16 protein-coding genes are annotated in these 17,943 nt (G+C 64.2%); 9 read left to right on the forward strand and 7 right to left on the reverse strand.

Annotated elements, in window-relative coordinates:
* The 6 genes from HNO53_RS16885 (at position 1) to HNO53_RS16910 (ending at position 6,739) form a co-directional block, all read left to right on the forward strand.
* Positions 1-1,671, forward strand: coding sequence for a SulP family inorganic anion transporter (locus tag HNO53_RS16885; RefSeq protein WP_242597454.1), 1,671 nt, complete (start codon positions 1-3; stop codon positions 1,669-1,671).
* Positions 1,672-1,800: 129 nt separating this feature from the next.
* The gene (locus HNO53_RS16890; protein WP_242597455.1) at positions 1,801-3,450 is read left to right on the forward strand and encodes a BCCT family transporter; all 1,650 of its coding nucleotides are present in this window, start codon (positions 1,801-1,803) and stop codon (positions 3,448-3,450) included.
* A 138-nt stretch (positions 3,451-3,588) separates the two neighbouring features.
* Entirely contained in the window at positions 3,589-3,855 is a 267-nt protein-coding gene (locus HNO53_RS16895) for a DksA/TraR family C4-type zinc finger protein (RefSeq protein WP_209473751.1), read from the forward strand.
* 120 nt (positions 3,856-3,975) lie between these two features.
* Positions 3,976-4,875, forward strand: a complete 900-nt coding sequence (locus tag HNO53_RS16900; protein ID WP_209473752.1) for a DMT family transporter — start codon at positions 3,976-3,978, stop codon at positions 4,873-4,875.
* On the forward strand, positions 4,872-5,453 hold the full coding sequence (locus HNO53_RS16905) for a gamma-glutamylcyclotransferase (RefSeq protein ID WP_209473753.1): 582 nt from the start codon (positions 4,872-4,874) through the stop codon (positions 5,451-5,453). Before HNO53_RS16900 ends, HNO53_RS16905 begins: the two co-directional genes overlap by 4 nt.
* A 137-nt stretch (positions 5,454-5,590) precedes the next feature.
* Positions 5,591-6,739 carry a GGDEF domain-containing protein gene (locus HNO53_RS16910; RefSeq protein WP_242597456.1) on the forward strand — a complete coding sequence of 383 codons (1,149 nt, stop codon included), beginning with the start codon at positions 5,591-5,593 and terminating at the stop codon, positions 6,737-6,739.
* 66 nt (positions 6,740-6,805) lie between these two features.
* On the opposite strand, the gene HNO53_RS16915 is transcribed toward HNO53_RS16910, so the two are convergent.
* The 5 genes from HNO53_RS16915 to HNO53_RS16935 form a co-directional block, all read right to left on the reverse strand.
* The gene (locus tag HNO53_RS16915; RefSeq protein WP_209473755.1) at positions 6,806-7,573 is read right to left on the reverse strand and encodes a MauE/DoxX family redox-associated membrane protein; all 768 of its coding nucleotides are present in this window, start codon (positions 7,571-7,573) and stop codon (positions 6,806-6,808) included.
* A gap of 53 nt (positions 7,574-7,626) precedes the next feature.
* Positions 7,627-8,469, reverse strand: coding sequence for a carbohydrate ABC transporter permease (locus HNO53_RS16920; protein WP_209473756.1), 843 nt, complete (start codon positions 8,467-8,469; stop codon positions 7,627-7,629).
* On the reverse strand, positions 8,466-9,353 hold the full coding sequence (locus tag HNO53_RS16925) for a carbohydrate ABC transporter permease (protein ID WP_209473757.1): 888 nt from the start codon (positions 9,351-9,353) through the stop codon (positions 8,466-8,468). The genes HNO53_RS16920 and HNO53_RS16925 overlap by 4 nt, the downstream gene beginning before the upstream one ends.
* 187 nt (positions 9,354-9,540) lie before the next feature.
* On the reverse strand, positions 9,541-10,860 hold the full coding sequence (locus tag HNO53_RS16930; protein ID WP_209473758.1) for an ABC transporter substrate-binding protein: 1,320 nt from the start codon (positions 10,858-10,860) through the stop codon (positions 9,541-9,543).
* Positions 10,857-12,143, reverse strand: coding sequence for an ABC transporter ATP-binding protein (locus HNO53_RS16935; RefSeq protein ID WP_209473759.1), 1,287 nt, complete (start codon positions 12,141-12,143; stop codon positions 10,857-10,859). The genes HNO53_RS16930 and HNO53_RS16935 overlap by 4 nt, the downstream gene beginning before the upstream one ends.
* A 205-nt stretch (positions 12,144-12,348) precedes the next feature.
* Here HNO53_RS16935 and HNO53_RS16940 point away from each other — a divergent pair, with 205 nt between their 5' ends.
* The 3 genes from HNO53_RS16940 to HNO53_RS16950 all read left to right on the forward strand — a co-directional run bounded on the left by HNO53_RS16940 (position 12,349) and on the right by HNO53_RS16950 (position 15,583).
* Positions 12,349-13,920: a bifunctional GNAT family N-acetyltransferase/carbon-nitrogen hydrolase family protein gene (locus tag HNO53_RS16940; RefSeq protein WP_209473760.1), complete on the forward strand. Its 1,572-nt coding sequence runs from the start codon at positions 12,349-12,351 to the stop codon at positions 13,918-13,920.
* A gap of 4 nt (positions 13,921-13,924) precedes the next feature.
* Positions 13,925-14,737: a M90 family metallopeptidase gene (locus tag HNO53_RS16945; RefSeq protein WP_209473761.1), complete on the forward strand. Its 813-nt coding sequence runs from the start codon at positions 13,925-13,927 to the stop codon at positions 14,735-14,737.
* A gap of 162 nt (positions 14,738-14,899) precedes the next feature.
* A complete protein-coding gene (locus HNO53_RS16950; protein ID WP_209473762.1) occupies positions 14,900-15,583 on the forward strand; it encodes a TVP38/TMEM64 family protein in 684 nt (227 codons plus the stop codon).
* 4 nt (positions 15,584-15,587) lie between these two features.
* On the opposite strand, the gene HNO53_RS16955 is transcribed toward HNO53_RS16950, so the two are convergent.
* Entirely contained in the window at positions 15,588-16,913 is a 1,326-nt protein-coding gene (locus HNO53_RS16955; RefSeq protein WP_209473763.1) for a glycosyltransferase, read from the reverse strand.
* 23 nt (positions 16,914-16,936) lie between these two features.
* The gene (locus HNO53_RS16960; RefSeq protein ID WP_209473764.1) at positions 16,937-17,866 is read right to left on the reverse strand and encodes a LysR family transcriptional regulator; all 930 of its coding nucleotides are present in this window, start codon (positions 17,864-17,866) and stop codon (positions 16,937-16,939) included.
* Positions 17,867-17,943 lie beyond the last annotated feature (77 nt).

Here is a 17,943-nt window from a genome sequence, read left to right on the forward strand (position 1 = left end):
ATGATGACATCGCCGACCACAATCCACCGGCACCCGGCCAGGCTGCAACGCTGGTTGCCATTTCTCGGCTGGCTGCCGCAGCAGACCTCGCGTTCGCTGCGTGACGATGCCATTGCCGGTTTGACCGGTGCGGTGCTGGTCGTGCCTCAGGGGGTAGCCTACGCCTTGCTGGCCGGGCTGCCTCCCGAGTATGGCCTGTACGCCGCCATCGTGCCGACGATTCTGGCCGCCCTGTTCGGTTCCTCGCGATACATGATCAGCGGACCGACGGCGGCGCTGTCGATCGCGCTGTTCGCCACTCTGCAGCCCTTTGCCGATGCGGGAAGCGACGAGTTCATCGTCCTGGTGCTGACGCTGACCTTTCTCGCCGGCGTCTTCCAGCTCTTGCTGGGGCTGGCACGTTTGGGCGTACTGGTCGATCTCGTCTCGCACTCGGTGGTGACGGGGTTCACCGCTGGCGCCGCGCTGATCATCGCCACCAGTCAGCTACCCTACGCGCTGGGGCTTGCACCCCTGGAGAGCAGCGGTTTTATCGCCACATGGCCACAGCTATTGGAACGGCTAGACAGTATCCGCCCCGATAGCGTGCTGCTCGCCGGATTCACGCTCGCCGCCTGCCTGGCGTTTCGACGTTGGCTGCCACGCTGGCCGGGCATGCTACTGGCACTGCTGGCCGCCTCGCTGCTGGCTGCCTGGCTCGACCCGGCACATAACCAGATACTGCGCATCGCGGCGATCCCCACCGGCCTGCCACCACTCTCGTCGCCAGACCTCTCGTTGGAAACGCTACGCCTGCTGACGCCCGGCGCCATCGCCCTGGGGCTGCTGGGATTGGTCGAAGCCGCAGCGATTGCACGAGCACTGGCAGTCCGCACCGGCCAACAACTGGACAGCAATCAGGAGTTCATCGGCCAGGGACTCTCCAACATCGGCGGCGCCTTCTTCTCCGGCTATGTCTCGTCGGGGTCCTTCACTCGCTCAGGACTCAACGCCAGCGCCGGGGCCTGCTCGCCGTTGGCAGCAATTTTGTCGGCGCTGTTCCTGGTGCCGATCATGCTGCTGGCGGCACCACTGCTGCATCATGTGCCGATGTCGGCCATGGCAGGCCTGTTGCTGCTGGTCGCCGCGCGGCTGATCGACTGGCACAGCATTCACGAGGCACTGACCACCAGCCGTTCGGAGATGGCCGTCTTGCTGGTCACCTTCATCAGCACTCTGCTGTTGGCGCTGGAATTCGCCATCTATTTCGGCGTGCTCGCCTCGCTGGCTCTCTACCTGCGCCGCACTACCCGCCCGCCGGTGGTGAAAGACACGCTATCCCAGGCGCCCCAAGCGATACAGCAGGCCGTGGAAGCGCCGAGCTGCGACGTCGTCAGGATCGATGGATCGCTGTTCTTCGGTGCCTGCGAGTCGATCACCCGACGACTCGACAAGTACGACCGGCCGAACCTGGTGGTCCTGGCGGCGGGCATCAACTTCATCGACCTGAGCGGCATTCACCTCCTCCAGCGCCAGGCACACCGCTGCCATGCCCGCGGTGGAAAGCTGTACCTGGCCTGGATCAAACCCGGCGTTTTGGCCCGCTTGCAACGTAGCGGTCTCGTCGACAACGATCACCACGATGACAAGCCATTGGCACTGGCAATACGAAATACGAGAGGAGGCCCATGACGGATAAACCAAACAGGCAGAGGGATTCCCTGCAGCGACTCCATGTTCTTCAAGGTCGGCTTATGACAGTTAATTCCATGCCCTACAATTTATAATAACTCTATATCTTATAATAAGGAATGTTTCCCCATGACACTATCAAGCGACTCGACGTCGCCCTCCACACCAAGCGACATGCAGACGGACTACGTGGTCGGGCAGGATAATATCTCGGGGCGACTTGGCCCTATCGGCTTCGATATCCACAACCGTGTCTTCCTCGTATCGGCTCTCGCTTCGGTCGTCTTCATCGTCCTCACCCTGATGTTTCCGGAAAGGGCGGGGAGCCTGTTCCAGTCCATCGTCAGCTTCTCGACCGGGACGCTGGACTGGTATTTCATGATCGTGGTGGATTTCTTCATCCTGTTCTGTCTGGCGCTCGTCGTACTACCCTATGGCTCGGTCAGGCTGGGAGGTCCGGATGCCCGACCGGAGCACAGTTACCTATCCTGGTTTGCCATGTTGTTTACCGCTGGCATCGGCATCGGGCTGCTGTTCTTCAGTGTGCTGGAGCCGGTCTACCATGCCAACGTCTCGTTGCCATTGAGCATTCCCTCCCCTTTCGGGAGCGAGGGCGAACTGAACGCGGAGGCCATTCCCCAAGCCACCGCCCTGGGCCTGGCCGGCACCTTTCTGCACTGGGGCATCCATGGCTGGGCCGTCTATGTGGTCATGGCGTTGGCGCTTTCCCTTTTCACCTATAACAAGGGCCTGCCCTTTTCCATCCGTTCGGCGTTCTTCCCCATCCTTGGCGAACGTGTCTGGGGCTGGTGGGGGCATGTGATCGACATCCTGGCGGTATTCTCCACCCTGTTTGGCCTGGCCACGGCGCTCGGGCTCGGTGCACAGCAGGCCAATGCGGGGATGAATTTCGTCTTCGGTCTGGAGATCAGCACCACCTTCCAGGTCATCGTCATCGTGCTGGTGACGGCGGTGGCCCTGGTATCGGTCTGGCGCGGACTCGAGGGCGGCGTGAAGAAGCTCTCCGAGATCAACATGATCCTGGCCGTGCTGTTCTTCTTCTTCGTACTGTTCGCCGGCCCGACCCTGGTGGGTCTGAGCGGATTCTGGACGGGACTTTCCACCTACGTCACGGACTTCATCCCGTTGTCCGCTCCCTTCGGACGTGACGATGATGCCTATCGCCAAGCCTGGTCGGTCTTCTACTGGGCCTGGTGGGTCAGTTGGGCGCCGTTCGTCGGCATGTTCATCGCCCGGGTGTCGCGTGGCCGCACGGTACGGGAGTTCGTGATCTGTGTACTGGTCATTCCCAGTCTGTTCATCTTCATCTGGATGGGCGTGTTCGGCGGCATCGCGCTCGACCAGCTCTATGCCGACCCAGCGGGCAGCCTGATCAAGGATTATGTGATCGACAATTACAGCCCTGAGCTGTCGCTGTTCGGCATGCTGAATGGACTGCCGCTGACGGGCCTGATGTCGACCCTCGGCATCACCCTGGCGTTGATCTTCTTCGTCACCTCGTCGGATTCCGGCTCCCTGGTGATCGATACCATCACCGCCGGTGGCAAGATCGACGCCCCCAGGCCCCAGCGGATGTTCTGGGCCACGGTGGAGGGCCTGATCGCCATCGTGTTGCTGCTCGGCGGCGGCCTGTCGGCGCTTCAAGCCGGGGTGACGGCGACGGCGATCCCGTTCTCCATCGTCATGCTGCTGATGTGCTACACCATCATCAAGGCGCTCAATGGCGAACTGGGCCAACTGCGCCGCAAATCCGACTGAAGCATCCGGCACATGTGATAACGACTCGCTCCCCTGGGCTCCGTCGAGATGGGCCCCGGGGAGTGGTCCGAACCGTTCGGATGGCCCAGAATGTCAGGATGAGTAGACGGCGCCTCGAGGGCCGAAGGAGACGACATCATGGCAGGTGGCTGGTCGCGCGACGGAGCGGTGCAAGAGCAGATCGACAGCACCGTGGAGGATGCATTGCAGCGGGCACGCAGCGAGCTGCCCCGGGGCGAGAGCCTGACCCACTGCGAAGAGTGCGACGAGCCCATTCCCCAGGCCCGCCGCGAGGCCATGCCCGGCGTACGCCTGTGCATTGCCTGCCAGAGCGAGCGCGACAAGCAGCGCACCACCTACAGCGGCTACAACCGGCGTGGCAGCAAGGACAGCCAGCTGCGCTGAGCGTCGCACTCGGAAAACCTCTTAGCCTCCTTATCATTTGCACCGCTGCGACGGCTCGATATCATGGCGCCATTGCCGGCCCCGGTACCAGCGGGGCTTCTTTATGCTCATGAGGCCGCCATGCCGCTGCTCTACTTCCTGCCACCGCTGGGTGCCGTGCTGATCTGGTCAGGCAACATGACCATCAATCAGCTTACCGTCGGGGCCATCGCGCCTAGCAGTATCGCCTTCCTGCGCTGGGTACTGGCACTCGCCGTGCTCACGCCGTTCCTGCTCCCGGCCGCCTGGCGCCACCGCGATGCGCTGCGCCGCGAGTGGCCCAAGCTGGCCATACTGGGCCTGCTCGGTATGGGGCTGTGGCAGGGGCTCGCCTATATCGCCGCCGAGACCACCACCGCCACCAACATGGGCATTCTTGCCGCCATGGTACCGTTGCTCACGGTACTGCTCAGCGCCTTGATCCTGCGCGAGGCGCCCAGCCTCGGCGGTACGCTGGGCGGGCTTGTTGCCCTGTTCGGCGTGCTGGTGCTGCTGGGAAGGGGTGACCCACTTGCATTGCTCGACCTTGAAGTGGCACTCGGCGACCTGCTGATGGTGGTCGCCGCCACCTGCTACGCGCTCTACGGCGTGATGCTCAAGCGCTGGCCGTTGGGCCTGCCGCCCTGGGTGGTACTCTATGGCCAGGTGGTTTTCGCCGTGCTGTTCCTGCTGCCGCCCTACCTGATGGGGCCGATGACGCCAGTCGACGGCCATAACGTATGGCTGATCCTGTATGCCGGTATCCCTGCCTCGATCATTACGACCTTCCTGTGGATGCGCGCCATCCGTCAGATCGGCGCCAGCCAGGCCAGCATCTTCATCAACCTTATGCCGCTGTTCAGCGCGCTGATCGCCATGGCCTTCCTCGGCGAACGGATCTCGTCCTTCCACTTCATCGGCGGGACACTGGTGCTGGCCGGAGTGATCATGGCCCAGACGTTGACTCAACCACTCGTACGCAGAGCCACGCGCAGCCAATGACCCACGACACCACTCTGTTGAATCGAGAGAGGAACTTCTTCACTGACGGCGAGACACTGTGGCTGTTCGGCTACGGTTCGCTGATCTGGAAAGCCGAATTTCCCTTTCACGAGCGCTGCCCCGCCCATATCGAGGGATGGGCCCGACGCTTCTGGCAGGGCTCTCATGACCACCGCGGCACGCCCGAAACCCCAGGGCGTGTAGCGACCCTGATCGAGTCGCCCGGCGCGATATGCCAAGGCATGGCCTACCGTATCGACGCCGACACCCTGGGCCCGCTGGATGTGCGCGAGAAGAACGGCTATCTGCGTGAAAAGGTGATGCTGCACTTCCACGACGGCAGCCATGCCGAGGGATTGATCTATCTCGCGGGCGAACACAACGCCGCCTTCCTCGGCGACGCTCCGCTCGATGCCATGGCCCGGCAGATCGCCACCGCGCAGGGCCCAAGTGGCTTGAATTGCGATTACCTGCTGAAGCTTGCTGCCGCGCTGGAGGACCTCGGCGCCCAGGATGCCCACGTGTTCGCCTTGGTGGAGCGAGTGAAGGAGATAAAGACGAGAGCAACGAAGAAGTAAAGTTAGGTCTTTATTGGCCGATAACCCTTTCAGAGCACCAAGCCCAAAAATGGTGCCGTATCGTGAGGGGGTGGCCGGCTGTGAAAGAGGCCTTGCTGCAAGCAGTGGAAGCAGACCTATTCAGGCCTTGGTATCGCTTGCGCTTCAGCCACGCCGTGGAGACACGCTTCGAAGCCGATACCTCCGTTCAGCGCGGTCGTCACTTGGTGATCGCCGGTATCATGGCGTTGGTCATCTACGACCTCTACATCATCAACGACTATGCCTTCCGCCCTGAAGCCGTGCACATTGCCGCCTGGATCCGCTTCGGCCTGATGACACCCTTGGCTCTCGCAGTGTTTTACTGCATACGCCGCGGGCTACCGTCGCTCCTGCGCGAGGCGGCGATGGCGGCCACCATCGTCGTGGCCATGCTGCTCTCCAACGTGATCTTCTTCCTGTCCAAATCCCCCTATTCGTTTCTCGATACCTTCTCGTTCGGGTTGATCCTGCTGGTCGGCAATATCGTGCTTTCGCTGCGTTTCGCCTTTGCTGTCGGCTCGTCGCTGTTCTGCGCTCTGATCGTGGCTACGTTCGTGGTGACCTACGAGCCCATGCCGACGGAAGTAAAAATCAATACCCTCGTCGTCTTTACCTCAAGTGCGCTGTTTACGTTAGTGGCCAACTTCCGCCTGGAAGCCAGCGAGCGGCAGTCTTATTTGCTGCTCCTGCGCGAGCAGTTACGCAACCAAGCCGCCCTAGAGGACAACCAGGTCTTGGCCAAGATCTCGATTACCGACCCGCTGACCGGCGTCGCCAATCGACGTCATTTCGACACCATGCTGGAACAGCGCTGGGACGAGGCCATCGCCGAGCGAGCCATGCTCGGCATGCTGGTCATCGATATCGACTTTTTCAAGCATTACAACGACCATTACGGCCACCTGAAGGGAGACGCCTGCCTGCGCCAAGTTGCCCAGGAGATTCAGAACCATATCCGCCAGGAGGACGATCTGGTGGTGCGCTATGGTGGCGAGGAGTTCGTTGTGCTGCTACCCAACGCCTCGGCTTCCTCGGCGATGCGCGCCGCTCAGCGCATCCGGCAAGGCATCGAGGCACTCGCCATTCCCCAGGCAGGCCCCGGGGTGATTACCGTAAGCGTCGGCGCAGCGGCCGTGCGCCCCTACGAATCTATAGATCCCACCATGCTGCTCTCGATCGCCGACGAAGCGCTCTTCCAAGCCAAGCGGGCAGGGCGCAACCGCAGTGTACTGGCGCCGCTACAGGATGGCCCGCTGCCCGCATAAGCCATCGTGGGCCGGACGATACGGCTAAGACCCAGCCGGTACGCCAATACGGCCCCCGGCACTGCGCTAAAGCACATACATGCGCAGCGGCATCCAGATACCCATGCCGATCATGATCAGGTTCTCGGTCAGCGAGACGAAACCCAGCGGTACCTGGCTGTCACCGCCCACGCAGGCGCACTTGAGTTCACGCTTGTCGATATAGACCGCCTTGAACACCGAGACGGCGCCCACCGTGCCGATGAACAATGCCACGGGTGCGGCCAGCCATACCAGGGCGCCCGCCAGCATCAGGATGCCGGCCAGCGTCTCGGCATAGGGGTAAACGTAGCCGTAACGCACCTGGCGCTGAGCCAGCAGATCATAGTTGAGAAACATCGTGCTGAAGCTCTCCACGTCCTTGAGCTTCTGCAGCCCCAGCAGGGTCATGGCGATGGCCACGAAGTACTCCGGCATCCTCGCGCTCACCAGCGAACCGGTCGCGGTCCAACTGACGGCCAGCCCCATCAGCAGCGCCGTGGCGAACAGCGCGATCACCGGCCGGTAGGTGGTTTCGTCCTCGCCCGGCGAATCCTTGCCGAAATACTCACGCAGCTCGTCGTAGCCGCCGATGCGCTGGCCGTCGATAAAGGCCTGAGGCGTCGTATCGACGTCATGCTTCTCCTTGAACTCCTCGGTCTCCTCCCGCGTGGTCAGGTGATGGTCCTCCACCGCGAAGCCCTTGCGTTCCAGCAGGTCCTTGCTCTTGAGGCCGAAGGGGCACAGGTGCTCCTCCATGACCATGCGGTAGAGCTGGGCATGCTTGCCCTGTTCTGCCGTCTGTCCATGTGCCATGACATCTCTCCTTGGGTCATGCGTTCACCCCAAGGGTAGTCAATCGACTTTTATCAGCGAATCCCCGCCCTGAGGAACGACTGCACGAACTGGCGCTGGAACAGCAGAAAGGCGACCAGCAGCGGGGCGATGCTGAGCAGGGTGGCGGCGCTGACGGTGGCCCAGTTGACGCCGGTTTCCGGCGCCGAAAAGATGCCCAGCCCCACGGTCAGCGGGCGGCTGTCCACCGAATTGGTGACCACCAGCGGCCACAGGAAGTTGTTCCAGTGGTGGCTGATCGAGACCAGGCCGTAGGCCAGGTAGGTGGGCTTGGCCAGCGGTACGTAGACCTTGAGCAGGATCGCCATCCAACCGCAGCCTTCGACCCTGGCGGCCTCCTCCAGCTCACGCGGGATGGTCTTGAAGGTCTGCCGCAGCAGGAAGATGCCGAAGGCGCTGGCAACGTACGGCAGCCCGATACCGGTGATGGTGTCGACCAGCCCCAGGCCGCTGGCGATGCGGTAGTTCTCGACGATCAGCACCTCGGGAAAGACGAACAGCTGGATCAGCACCAGCATGAACAGCACGTCGCGGCCGGGAACGGGAAAGCGGGCAAAGGCGAAGCCCGCCAGGGTGCAGACCACGAACTGTGCCAGCACCACCCCGGTCACCAACAGAAAGGTGTTGAGGTAGTAGCGGGCGAATGGCGCCTGGGCCCAGGCGTCGGAAAAGTTGTCCAGTGTCAGCGGCGCGAGCAGGTCGAAGCGCACCATGTAGGCCGGCGGGTGGAAGGCGGCCCAGACCGCATAGACGAGCGGAAAGATCCAAACGATCGCCAGCAGCCAGGCCGCCGTCGTCTCCAGGCTAGGCACTCGCCAGGCAAGGCGTCCACGATGAGTGCTGATGGCTTGGTTCATTGATAGTGCGTCCTGCGGTCGAGCACGGTGAACTTGAGCGTGGCCACCATCGCCAGCACCAGCAGGATCACCACGGTGATGGTGGCGGCGTAGGTGCGGTCGAAGAACGAGAAGGCGTTTTCGTAGACGTAGTAGAGCAGCAGGTTGGTGGCGTTGTTGGGCCCGCCCTTGGTCAGGATGAACAGGTGATCGACCACCCGCACGGCATTGATCAGCGCGTTGATCAGCACGAACAGCGTGGTTGGCATCAGCAGCGGGAAGGTCACCCGCCAGAAGAAGCTCCAGCGGCTGGTGCCCTCCAGGTCAGAGGCTTCCTTGAGTTCCGGCGGAATGCTCTGCAGCGCCGCTAGGTAGAAGATCATGAAGAAGCCGGCCTCCTTCCACACCGTCATCACGATCACCGAGATCAGCGCAACACCGGGATCGCCCAGCCAGTTGACGCCGGAGAGCCCCAGCGCGCCGAGCAGCGTGTTGAACAGGCCGATCTGCGGGGCGTAGAAGAACATCCAGATGTTGGCCGCGGCGATCATCGGCAGAATCGTCGGCGTGAAGTAGGCCATGCGTACCAGGCCGCGCCCCGGCAGGCGGGCATTGACGAACAGCGCCATGCCCAGCGCCAGGGCGATGGAAGTCGGAATGGTGCCCAGTGCATAGAGCAGGTTGTTGCGCGCCACCTTCCAGAAGGTGGCGTCCCCGACCAGCATGGCGTAGTTCTCGAGCCCGACGAATTCGGGCGGCGCACCGCGAAAGCCGGGCAGGAAGAAGCTGTTGATCAGCGTCGCCACGGTGGGCAGGTAGGCAAAGGTGCCGAGCAGCACCGCCGCCGGCAGCAGCAATAGCGCGCCATAGATCTGCATGCGTCTGTCGGCGTTGTGGATCAGCATGGCTTGCCCCTGCTTCCCTTTGCCTCTCTTTGTTGAATCCACGAAAGGAAGCGCTGCACAAATAGGCGAGCGAGATGAAGCGCAAGGCGCACGGAGCACAGGAACCGGAGCCTATGGGGTATAGGTGAGGATTCCGAGCACCGCGCAACGCCGCGATTCGCTCGCGCAGCCATTTGTCAGTGTTTCCTCAACGTGAACGCGCGTAGCGGCGCAAGGCAGCATCGGCCTCCGCCTGGGCCTGCTTGAGCGCCTCCTCCGGCGACATCTGGCCGGTCAGCGCCGCCTGCACGGCATTGTCCAACGCCCGGCGTACGCGTCCGCCCTGGTAGGTGGCCAGCTCCGCGGTGGCGTGCTCGAGCTGGTCGCGGGCCACCGCCGCCGGCGGGAACTCCTCGACGTAGTTGCGCAGCGCCTCGGTCTCGTAGGCCGCCGGGCTCACGCCCATGTAGCCGGTCTCGATCGACCAGGCCGCGGCGCGCTCAGGATCGGTCATCCAGCGGATGAAGGTCATCGCGGCGTGCTGCTCCTCCTCGCTGGCGCCCTTGAACAGATAGAAGTTGCCACCGCCGGTGGGGCTGCCGCGCTGTTCCTTCATCGGCAGCATGGCCACGCCGAAGTCGAAGGAAGCCTCATTGCGTACTGCGGTCAGGTTGCCGGTGCTGTGCCACATCATGGCGGTCGACTCTTCGAGGAAGTTCTGGCGCAGGGTGCCCCACTCGATGGCGCCATCGGGCATCGCTTCGTGCTCCTCGGCCAGCGAGACCCAGTACTCCAGCGCCTCGATGGCGGCCGGATCGTCGAAGTAGACCTCGGTACCCTCTTCGTTCATCAGCCGGTGGCCGTTCTGGAAGGCGAAGGCCTGGAACATCCAGTAGGGATAGCCGGTCGAGGGCACCATCACGCCCCACTGCTCGCCGCCGCTGGCCTCACGCACCGCGGCAGCCATCTCGGCCATCTCCTCCCAGGTCTCGGGCGGCGTTTCGGGGTCGAGCCCGGCCGCCTCGAAGGCGTCCTTGTTCCAGTAGAGCACGATGGTCGAGCGCTGGAAGGGAATGCCGTAGGTCTGGCCGTCGATCCGCCCGTTCTCCATCAGCCCCGGATAGAAACTGTCGAGCCACTCACGCTCCTCGTCGGTCTCGATGACCTCGTCGAAGGCGATGATGGCGTCCTGTTCCAGCAGGTCGAACAAGTCGATGGAGAACAGCACCGAAAGCTGCGGCGCCTCGTCCGCCTCGATCGCCGACATCGCCCGCACCCGGGTGTCGTCGTAGTTGCCGGCGTAGATGGCATTCACCGAAATGTCGGGGTGCTCGTTCTCAAACTCGGCCACCAGGCCGTCGATGACATCGGTCAAGGCACCACCCACGGCGACCGGGTAGTACATGGTCAGTTCGGTCTGCGCCTGGGCATTCAACGAGCCGGCTGCCAGTAGACCGGCTACGGTCGCTGCCCCCACTCGATTAGCCTTGGAAAGCTTGCCGAGTGCCAAAGAGAAGCGTGCGTTCATCGGTTCACTCCTGAAGAGTCGTTCCCTGCATGGTTGGATGAGGCCCGGGCCTCGCCGTCTTGCACTGCCATGGCTGCCGTCGCCCCGGCCCCGCCCGACGCGAAGCGATGGCGGCCCGAAGGTGCGGCAAGGTCATGCCCTGCGATCGTCAGCCTCCGGCCGCTGCCCGCATCGAAGAAGTGCGCCGCCTCGCGCCGCCACTGCAGGCAACAGGCAGACCCGGCCGTTAACACCGGCCTGCCTTCGAGTCGTGCGCGCAGCTGCTGGCTGCCCACCTTGAGGCTCACGATGCTGTCGGCCCCCAGGTACTCGGTATCGATCACCTCGGCGGGCACGCCGGGGGCGTCGGCCGGCAGCAGGCGGATGTCCTCGGGGCGGACGCCGAGCCAGTGGCCCTTGGCCTCGTGCGCCGCCACGCTGCAGTGAGGCTCGCCGTCGATCACCGCCCCGTCGGCGGCAGCGGCGAGCGTCACCAGGTTCATCGCCGGGCTGCCGATGAAGCCGGCGGCGAACGCCGTCGCCGGCCGTTCGTAGAGTTCGTCGGGCGTGCCGTCCTGCACGATGCGGCCGCCCTGCATCAGGATCACCCGGTCGCCCATGCTCATCGCCTCGACCTGATCGTGGGTGACGTAGATCACCGTCATGCCCAGGCGCTGCTGCAGCGCCTTGATCTCGCGGCGCATCTCGCCACGCAGTCGGGCGTCGAGATTCGAGAGTGGCTCGTCCATCAGGCAGATGGGATGCTCGGAGATGATCGCCCGGGCCAGGGCGACCCGCTGGCGCTGGCCGCCGGAAAGCTGGGCCGGCTTGCGCTCCAGGTAGGCCTCTAGGTCGACCAGTTGGGCGACGCGCGCCAGCCGCTCGCGGCGCTCGGCCTTGGGTACCTTGCGGCTGCGCAGGCCGAAGACGATGTTGTCGGCCACGCTCAAGTGGGGAAACAGTGCGTAAGACTGAAACACCATGCTGATGCCCCGGTCGCCCGGCGGCAGATGGGTGACGTCGCGCTCGCCGATATGGATGCGCCCGGCACTGGCCTGCTCGAGGCCGGCGATCATGCGCAACGTGGTCGACTTGCCGCAGCCCGAAGGGCCGAGCAGGATGACGAACTCCCCTGGCGTCACGTCGAAGCCGATGGCGTCGACGGCCACCGTGTCGCCCCACCGCTTGCTCACGGCCTCGAGCCGGATGCGCTGGCGCTCCCTCGAACCACCCTGTTGGCCGGCTGGCTGGTGCCGCAGGCTCGGCTCCGGGGGCTGGCCCTGATTGTTGTTGTCTGGATTCATGCTGCGTCCGCGTTGCCGGTTAAGGCATGGCATGGCTGTCATCGACTCTCCCGAACTCAGCGTAGCCGCAAATTCGACGATGTGCGGCCCATCCTGGCGTCTTCCGGTGACGACGCAGTGACAAAACGGAGACAGAACGGCAACAATCGGCCGCTCTACCGAGCATGCTAGAATGCGGGCTTCACCCTGATCAGGACCGAGCGCAATGTCCCTAGACGACCTGCACCTCAATCTCCGCAACCTGACGCAGGACGATTACCCGCAGCTCAAGCAGCTGATGGATGCCGTCTACGACGACATCGGCGGTGCCTGGCCGCAGCACTCCATCGACCGGCTAATTCAGGAATTCCCCGATGGCCAGATCGCCATCGAGGACGACGAGCGGCTGGTGGGCGTGGCGCTCACCGTACGGGTCGACTACGACGAGTTCTCCAACCCGCACCAGTACGACGATCTGGTGGGCAATCGCGAGATCATCCTCAACGACCCGGAAGGCGACGCCATGTACGGGCTGGACGTGCTGATCCACCCCGACTATCGCGGCTACCGCCTGGGCCGGCGCCTCTACGAGGCGCGCAAGGAACTGTGCCGCTCGCTCAATCTGCGGGCGATCCTGGCCGGGGGGCGTATCCCCAATTACCACGCGCATGCCGGGGAGCTCTCGCCCACCGAGTACATCGAACGGGTGGCGCGCAAGGAGATCCACGACCCGATCCTCTCCTTCCAGCTCGCCAACGACTTTCAGGTCAAGCGGCTGCTGCGCAAGTACCTGCCCGAGGACGAAAAATCCCAGGGCTTCGCCACCCTGCTGGAGTGGAACAACATTCTCTATGAGCCCGCCGATCGGGTGCTGGAGAACCGTCCGACCCAGGTGCGCGTGGGGGCGGTCCAGTGGCAGATGCGCGAGTGCGCCTCGGTGGAATCGGTGCTGCAGCAGGTGGAGTACTTCGTCGACGCCATCTCCAGCTACCAGAGCGACTTCGCCGTCTTTCCCGAGCTGTTCAACGCTCCCTTGATGGGGTTGCAGGACCGCGCCACCCAGCAGGACCAGCTCGCCGCCATCCGCTACCTGGCCGGCTTCACCGAGCAGTTCAAGACCGAGATGTCGCGCATGGCGGTCTCCTATAACATCAACATCGTCGCCGGCTCGATGATCGAAGTGGGCGAGGACGACCGGCTCTACAACGTCAGCTACCTGTGCCACCGCGACGGCGACGTCGAACAACAGTCGAAGCTGCACATCACGCCCCAGGAGCGCCGCGAGTGGGTGATCGAGGGCGGCGACGAGCTGCGCGTGTTCGACACCGACGCCGGGCGCGTCGGCATCCTGATCTGCTACGACGTGGAGTTTCCCGAACTCGGCCGGCTGCTGGCCGACCAGGACATGGACATCCTCTTCGTGCCGTTCTGGACCGACACCAAGAACGGCTACCTGCGGGTGCGCCACTGTGCCCAGGCGCGGGCCATCGAGAACGAATGCTACGTGGTGCTGTGCGGCAGCGTGGGCAACGTGCCGTCGATCCGCAACCTGGACATCCAGTACGCCCAGTCGTCGGTATTCACGCCCTCGGACTTCGCCTTCCCCCACGACGCGGTGCTCTCCGAGACCACGCCCAACACCGAGATGGTGATCTTCTCCGACCTCGACCTCACCCGGCTCACCGTGGTGCGCGCCGAAGGCTCGGTGACCAACCTCAAGGACCGGCGCAAGGATCTGTTCGACCTGCGCTGGCGCGATTGGTCGTGGAAGTCGGGGGCACGGCAGGAAGAGAGCTGAAGCCATGTTTGGTCGCCTGCGCCGCTGGCGGGCCGAGCGCTTCGAGACCCGCCACCCGTTACCCGCTAACGCCTGGGCCGAGGCCCGCGCGCGCCTGCCGCTGCTGACCTGCCTCGGCAGCGACGAGGCCGAGCGCCTCGGGCGGCGCGCGTGGCGCTTCGTGCATGCCAAGCGGCTGAGCCTGCACCCCGAGCTGGCTTCGAGCACGCCCTTCGATGAACCCGCCCAACTGGCCCTCGCGGCCCAGGCCTGCCTGCTGACGCTGGGCTGGTCGGATGACGATCACGATGAGGCGTTCAGCGGTTTTCACGAGATCCTGATCCTGCCCGACGCCTTCCACCGCCAGGTGGAGGAGATGGACGAATTCGGCGTAATGCACGCCTATGAGGACGAGCGGGCGGGAGAGACTTCGCATCAAGGCCCAGTGGTGGTGGCCTTTCCCGACCTGATGGAGAGCGGCGACTTCAGCGGCTTCAACGTAGTGATCCACGAACTCGCCCACAAGCTCGACATGGGCAACTCGCTCGATGTCGACGGCTTCCCGCCGCTGCCGCGAGATATCAACCCAAAGGAGTGGCACCGCGTCTTCACCGCAGTGTGGGATGACTTGCAGGCGCACCTCGAACGTGGCGAGGAGCCGCCCATCGACGATTACGCCGCCACCCACCCCGGCGAGTGCTTCGCCGTATGCTGCGAGACCTTCTTCACCGCTCCCAACGTGCTTGTCGGCGCCTATCCCGAGCTGTACGACCTGCTCAGGCGCTATTTTCGTCAGGACCCGCTAGGCCGCCTGCCCGACGCCACCGCCGATGCTTGAGTTCAGTGCCGCCTGCAAGCATTTGGCCTGGCCGGCGGGCCCGCCCCATAACCCGCTCGATGCCGTCGCCGACCGAGCGTCCCCATCCCATCGACCCTTCGCATTTGGCCGCAGCCAACGGCGTGCCTATGCTGAAGCCACTCCTCCGCGCAGGCCATCCGCATGTCCCGCAAGGTTCTTCTCGTTCTCGTCGCTTTCGTGCTTCTCGCCCTGCTGGGGTTCCTGTGGCAGTGGCTGGCGGCACGCGACCTGCTCGATGCCAATACGCTGTTTGCGTTGATGCAGGGCTCGTTGTCCTGGCGCGACTCTCCGTTGGCGGGAGCAGTGGTGGTGGCGGCATTCCTCGCCGCCTCGCTGACCATGTTCCCGCTCAGCGTGCTGGTCGTCCTCGCCGGCCTGCTGTTCGGCCCCGTCTGGGGCTTCGTCTACTCCTTCATCGGCACACTCGCCGGCTCGGTCGTCACCTTCTGGGTGGGACGCCGGCTGGGACGCGATGCCTTGCTGCGTCATGGCGGCACGCGTCTTCAACGCCTGTCGCGCTATCTGGCAGGACGCGGCATCCGCACCATGACGCTGGTCAGCCTGCTGCCACTTGCCCCCTTCACGCTGACCAATATGATGGCCGGCGCCTTCCGCATCCGCTTTCGCGACTACATGCTCGGAACGGTCATCGGCCTGACCCCGGGGCTCGCCGGCATCATTCTGCTAGGCAGCCAGCTCGGCACGCTGCTGACCGCCGAAAATCGCCGCGAGCTGGTTTGGGGAGCAGGCGGCATCGTCGTCGCCATCGTCCTGCTCTACGGGCTCAAGCGTTATGCAGAGCGACGCCGCAGGCGGCGAGCTTGAGGACTCACTTGGGCGGCAGCTCCGATTCCCCCTCGCGCCGCCCCGGCCACCAGCTCGGGCGCTCCTGGTCCCATTCCCCTTGAACCAGATGCTTGAGCAGCCGACCGCGGTGACGCAGCATGCGCCACTCGGCGCCGAGCCTGGCACGCATGCGGTCCCATCCGCCTTCATCGGCATGCGTGTAGGGGCCACCCTTGGCGATGGCACGCCGATAGACGGCCAGGCAGCCCTCGGCGCAGCGCGCCTCATCCACCGCCTCCGCCATCCTGCGTGCCGCCGCCGCCATCGGCCGGTGCCGCTCGGTATCGCTCAGCTCTACCAGCGCCTGCGCCATGGCTTCGGCATCGTCCCGGGCCAGCAGGCGGCCATTGCGCTCGTCGATGATCATCTCCCTGACACCCGGCGCATCGACCGCAACCACGGGCAGCCCCGTGGCCATGGCCTCGGCGATGACCATGCCCTGCGTCTCGCTATGGGACGCAAAGGCAAAGACATCCATCGCATGGTAGGCGTCGACCAGGGTCGGGCCTTGCAGGCTGCCGGTGAAGTGTACCCGCTCGGCAATGCCCAGTTCTTCGGCCATGTTCTGCATGGCCTCGCGGGCGTCGCCGCTACCGACCACCAGAAAGTGCGCCTCGGGCAACCGTCTCAGGGCCCGGCCCACCGACTCGGTCAGAAACAGCAGATTCTTCTCCCGCGCAAGCCGACCGAGGTGGCCGATCAGGTAGCTACCCTTCGGAATGCCGAGCCGCTCGCGCCACGCCAGCGCGTTCCCCGTGGCGAAACGGGCGACGTCCACACCGCTCGGCACCACCGAGATCGAGGCATTGGCCCCACGCTCGATCAGCATGTCGCGAATGCTCGCGCTGGGGGCAATCACTTCGTCGCACATGTGCGAATACTCCGTGGCCAGGGCCTTGGCGAAGCGCTGCATCAGCGGTGAGTCTCCGGGAACGTAGTGCGTGTAGTGCTCGTACAGGGTGTGATGGGTGAAGACCAGCGGCAGACCGTAGGTATCGGCGACCCGAGCTGCGGTATCGCCCAGCAGGAAAGGATGATGAGAATGCACCACATCGGGATCGAAGGCTTCGACCGCCTCGATGAGCTGCCCGGGGATCGGTACCGGCAGTGAAAAGTCGCTGCCGTTGAAGTGCTGCATCGCCACCACCCGCACGACATCGTCTTCGCCTAGCGGCTGACCTTCGAGGCGAGGCGCCACTATCAATACCTCATGCCCCGCCAATTGCAGTTGCGCCTTGAGACGCTGTACGGACTCGCTGACCCCGCCCACGATGGGCGCATAGGTATTGGTGAACATCAGAACGTTCAAGGAAGCAGGTCTCCTGTAGCGGCTCACTTGGCCTGTTCCGGACGACCCGGCGCAGGCACACGCCGAGGCATCTCTTGCTCAAGATAGGCAACGAAGGCACGAATGCGTGCCGGTACGTGGCGGCGCTGCTGATAAACGGCATGAAAATCGGCACGCACACCCTGCCACTCGGGCAGCAGTTCGACCAGCCGACCACTCTCGAGGTGCCGGTGGATATCCCACCACGAGCGCAGCACGATACCACGCCCGTCGAGTGCCCACTGCACGACCGCCTCGCCATCGTTGGAAGACATGGGTCCGGCCACCTTGACCGCCTGCTCCGCTGAGCTGTCGCGCTGGCGAAAGCGCCATACGGCATAGTCACTTTCGTTCTCCCGAAGTACCAGGCAGGGGTGGGCGACAAGATCGGCAGGCACCTTCAGGTCCGGCATGTGAGCCACATAGCCGGGCGCAGCACACAGTATTCTCCGGCTGGCGAGGATGCGCCGGGCCACCAGCCGCGAGTCGGGCGGTTCGCCCACGCGAATGCCGACGTCGAAGCCCTGTTCGCCCAGGCTCAGCGGATAGTTGGAAAGTTCCAGCGTCGCCTCGACGCCCGGATGGTACGCACAAAAATCCGACAGCAACGGCGCCACGTGGCGGCGGCCGAAGCCGAAGGTGGCATTGACCCGCAGCGGACCCGAGAGCGCCGCCTGCTGCTCCCCCAGCGCCTCCTCCAGCTCGGCCAGCTCCTCTAGGATCGCCGCCCCGCGCTCCAGATAGCGCTCGCCCTCGGCGGTCAGCGACAAGCGCCGCGTGGTACGGCTGGCCAACTCCACACCCAAGCGCGCCTCGAGCTGCTTGAGCCGCTTGCTCACGGCCGACAGCGACAGCCCCAGGTCGCGCGCCGTGGCGGTCAGGCTGCCCGCACGCGCCAGTTGCTGGAAGAAGACCAAGTCGTCGAGCTGAGCCATGCCACTCTCCACTCACATTCAACAATGGCTTTCCATTCAGCCCGATTATCTCCACGAAGCCAAGGGCTAGACTGCGG

It is taken from the genome of Billgrantia antri (genome assembly GCF_017868935.1).
GTDB classification, from domain to species: Bacteria; Pseudomonadota; Gammaproteobacteria; order Pseudomonadales; family Halomonadaceae; genus Halomonas; species Halomonas antri.

What these genes read in the sequence shown, in the direction of transcription:
- HNO53_RS16895 (WP_209473751.1), top strand. Translation starts at nt 3,589, where the DNA reads ATGGCAGGTGGCTGGTCGCGCGACGGAGCGGTGCAAGAGCAGATCGAC.
- HNO53_RS16940 (WP_209473760.1), top strand. Translation starts at nt 12,349, where the DNA reads ATGTCCCTAGACGACCTGCACCTCAATCTCCGCAACCTGACGCAGGAC.
- HNO53_RS16925 (WP_209473757.1), bottom strand. Translation starts at nt 9,353, where the DNA reads ATGCTGATCCACAACGCCGACAGACGCATGCAGATCTATGGCGCGCTA.
- HNO53_RS16905 (WP_209473753.1), top strand. Translation starts at nt 4,872, where the DNA reads ATGACCCACGACACCACTCTGTTGAATCGAGAGAGGAACTTCTTCACT.
- HNO53_RS16890 (WP_242597455.1), top strand. Translation starts at nt 1,801, where the DNA reads ATGACACTATCAAGCGACTCGACGTCGCCCTCCACACCAAGCGACATG.
- HNO53_RS16915 (WP_209473755.1), bottom strand. Translation starts at nt 7,573, where the DNA reads ATGGCACATGGACAGACGGCAGAACAGGGCAAGCATGCCCAGCTCTAC.
- HNO53_RS16950 (WP_209473762.1), top strand. Translation starts at nt 14,900, where the DNA reads ATGTCCCGCAAGGTTCTTCTCGTTCTCGTCGCTTTCGTGCTTCTCGCC.
- HNO53_RS16885 (WP_242597454.1), top strand. Translation starts at nt 1, where the DNA reads ATGATGACATCGCCGACCACAATCCACCGGCACCCGGCCAGGCTGCAA.
- HNO53_RS16920 (WP_209473756.1), bottom strand. Translation starts at nt 8,469, where the DNA reads ATGAACCAAGCCATCAGCACTCATCGTGGACGCCTTGCCTGGCGAGTG.
- HNO53_RS16900 (WP_209473752.1), top strand. Translation starts at nt 3,976, where the DNA reads ATGCCGCTGCTCTACTTCCTGCCACCGCTGGGTGCCGTGCTGATCTGG.
- HNO53_RS16960 (WP_209473764.1), bottom strand. Translation starts at nt 17,866, where the DNA reads ATGGCTCAGCTCGACGACTTGGTCTTCTTCCAGCAACTGGCGCGTGCG.
- HNO53_RS16935 (WP_209473759.1), bottom strand. Translation starts at nt 12,143, where the DNA reads ATGAATCCAGACAACAACAATCAGGGCCAGCCCCCGGAGCCGAGCCTG.
- HNO53_RS16945 (WP_209473761.1), top strand. Translation starts at nt 13,925, where the DNA reads ATGTTTGGTCGCCTGCGCCGCTGGCGGGCCGAGCGCTTCGAGACCCGC.
- HNO53_RS16930 (WP_209473758.1), bottom strand. Translation starts at nt 10,860, where the DNA reads ATGAACGCACGCTTCTCTTTGGCACTCGGCAAGCTTTCCAAGGCTAAT.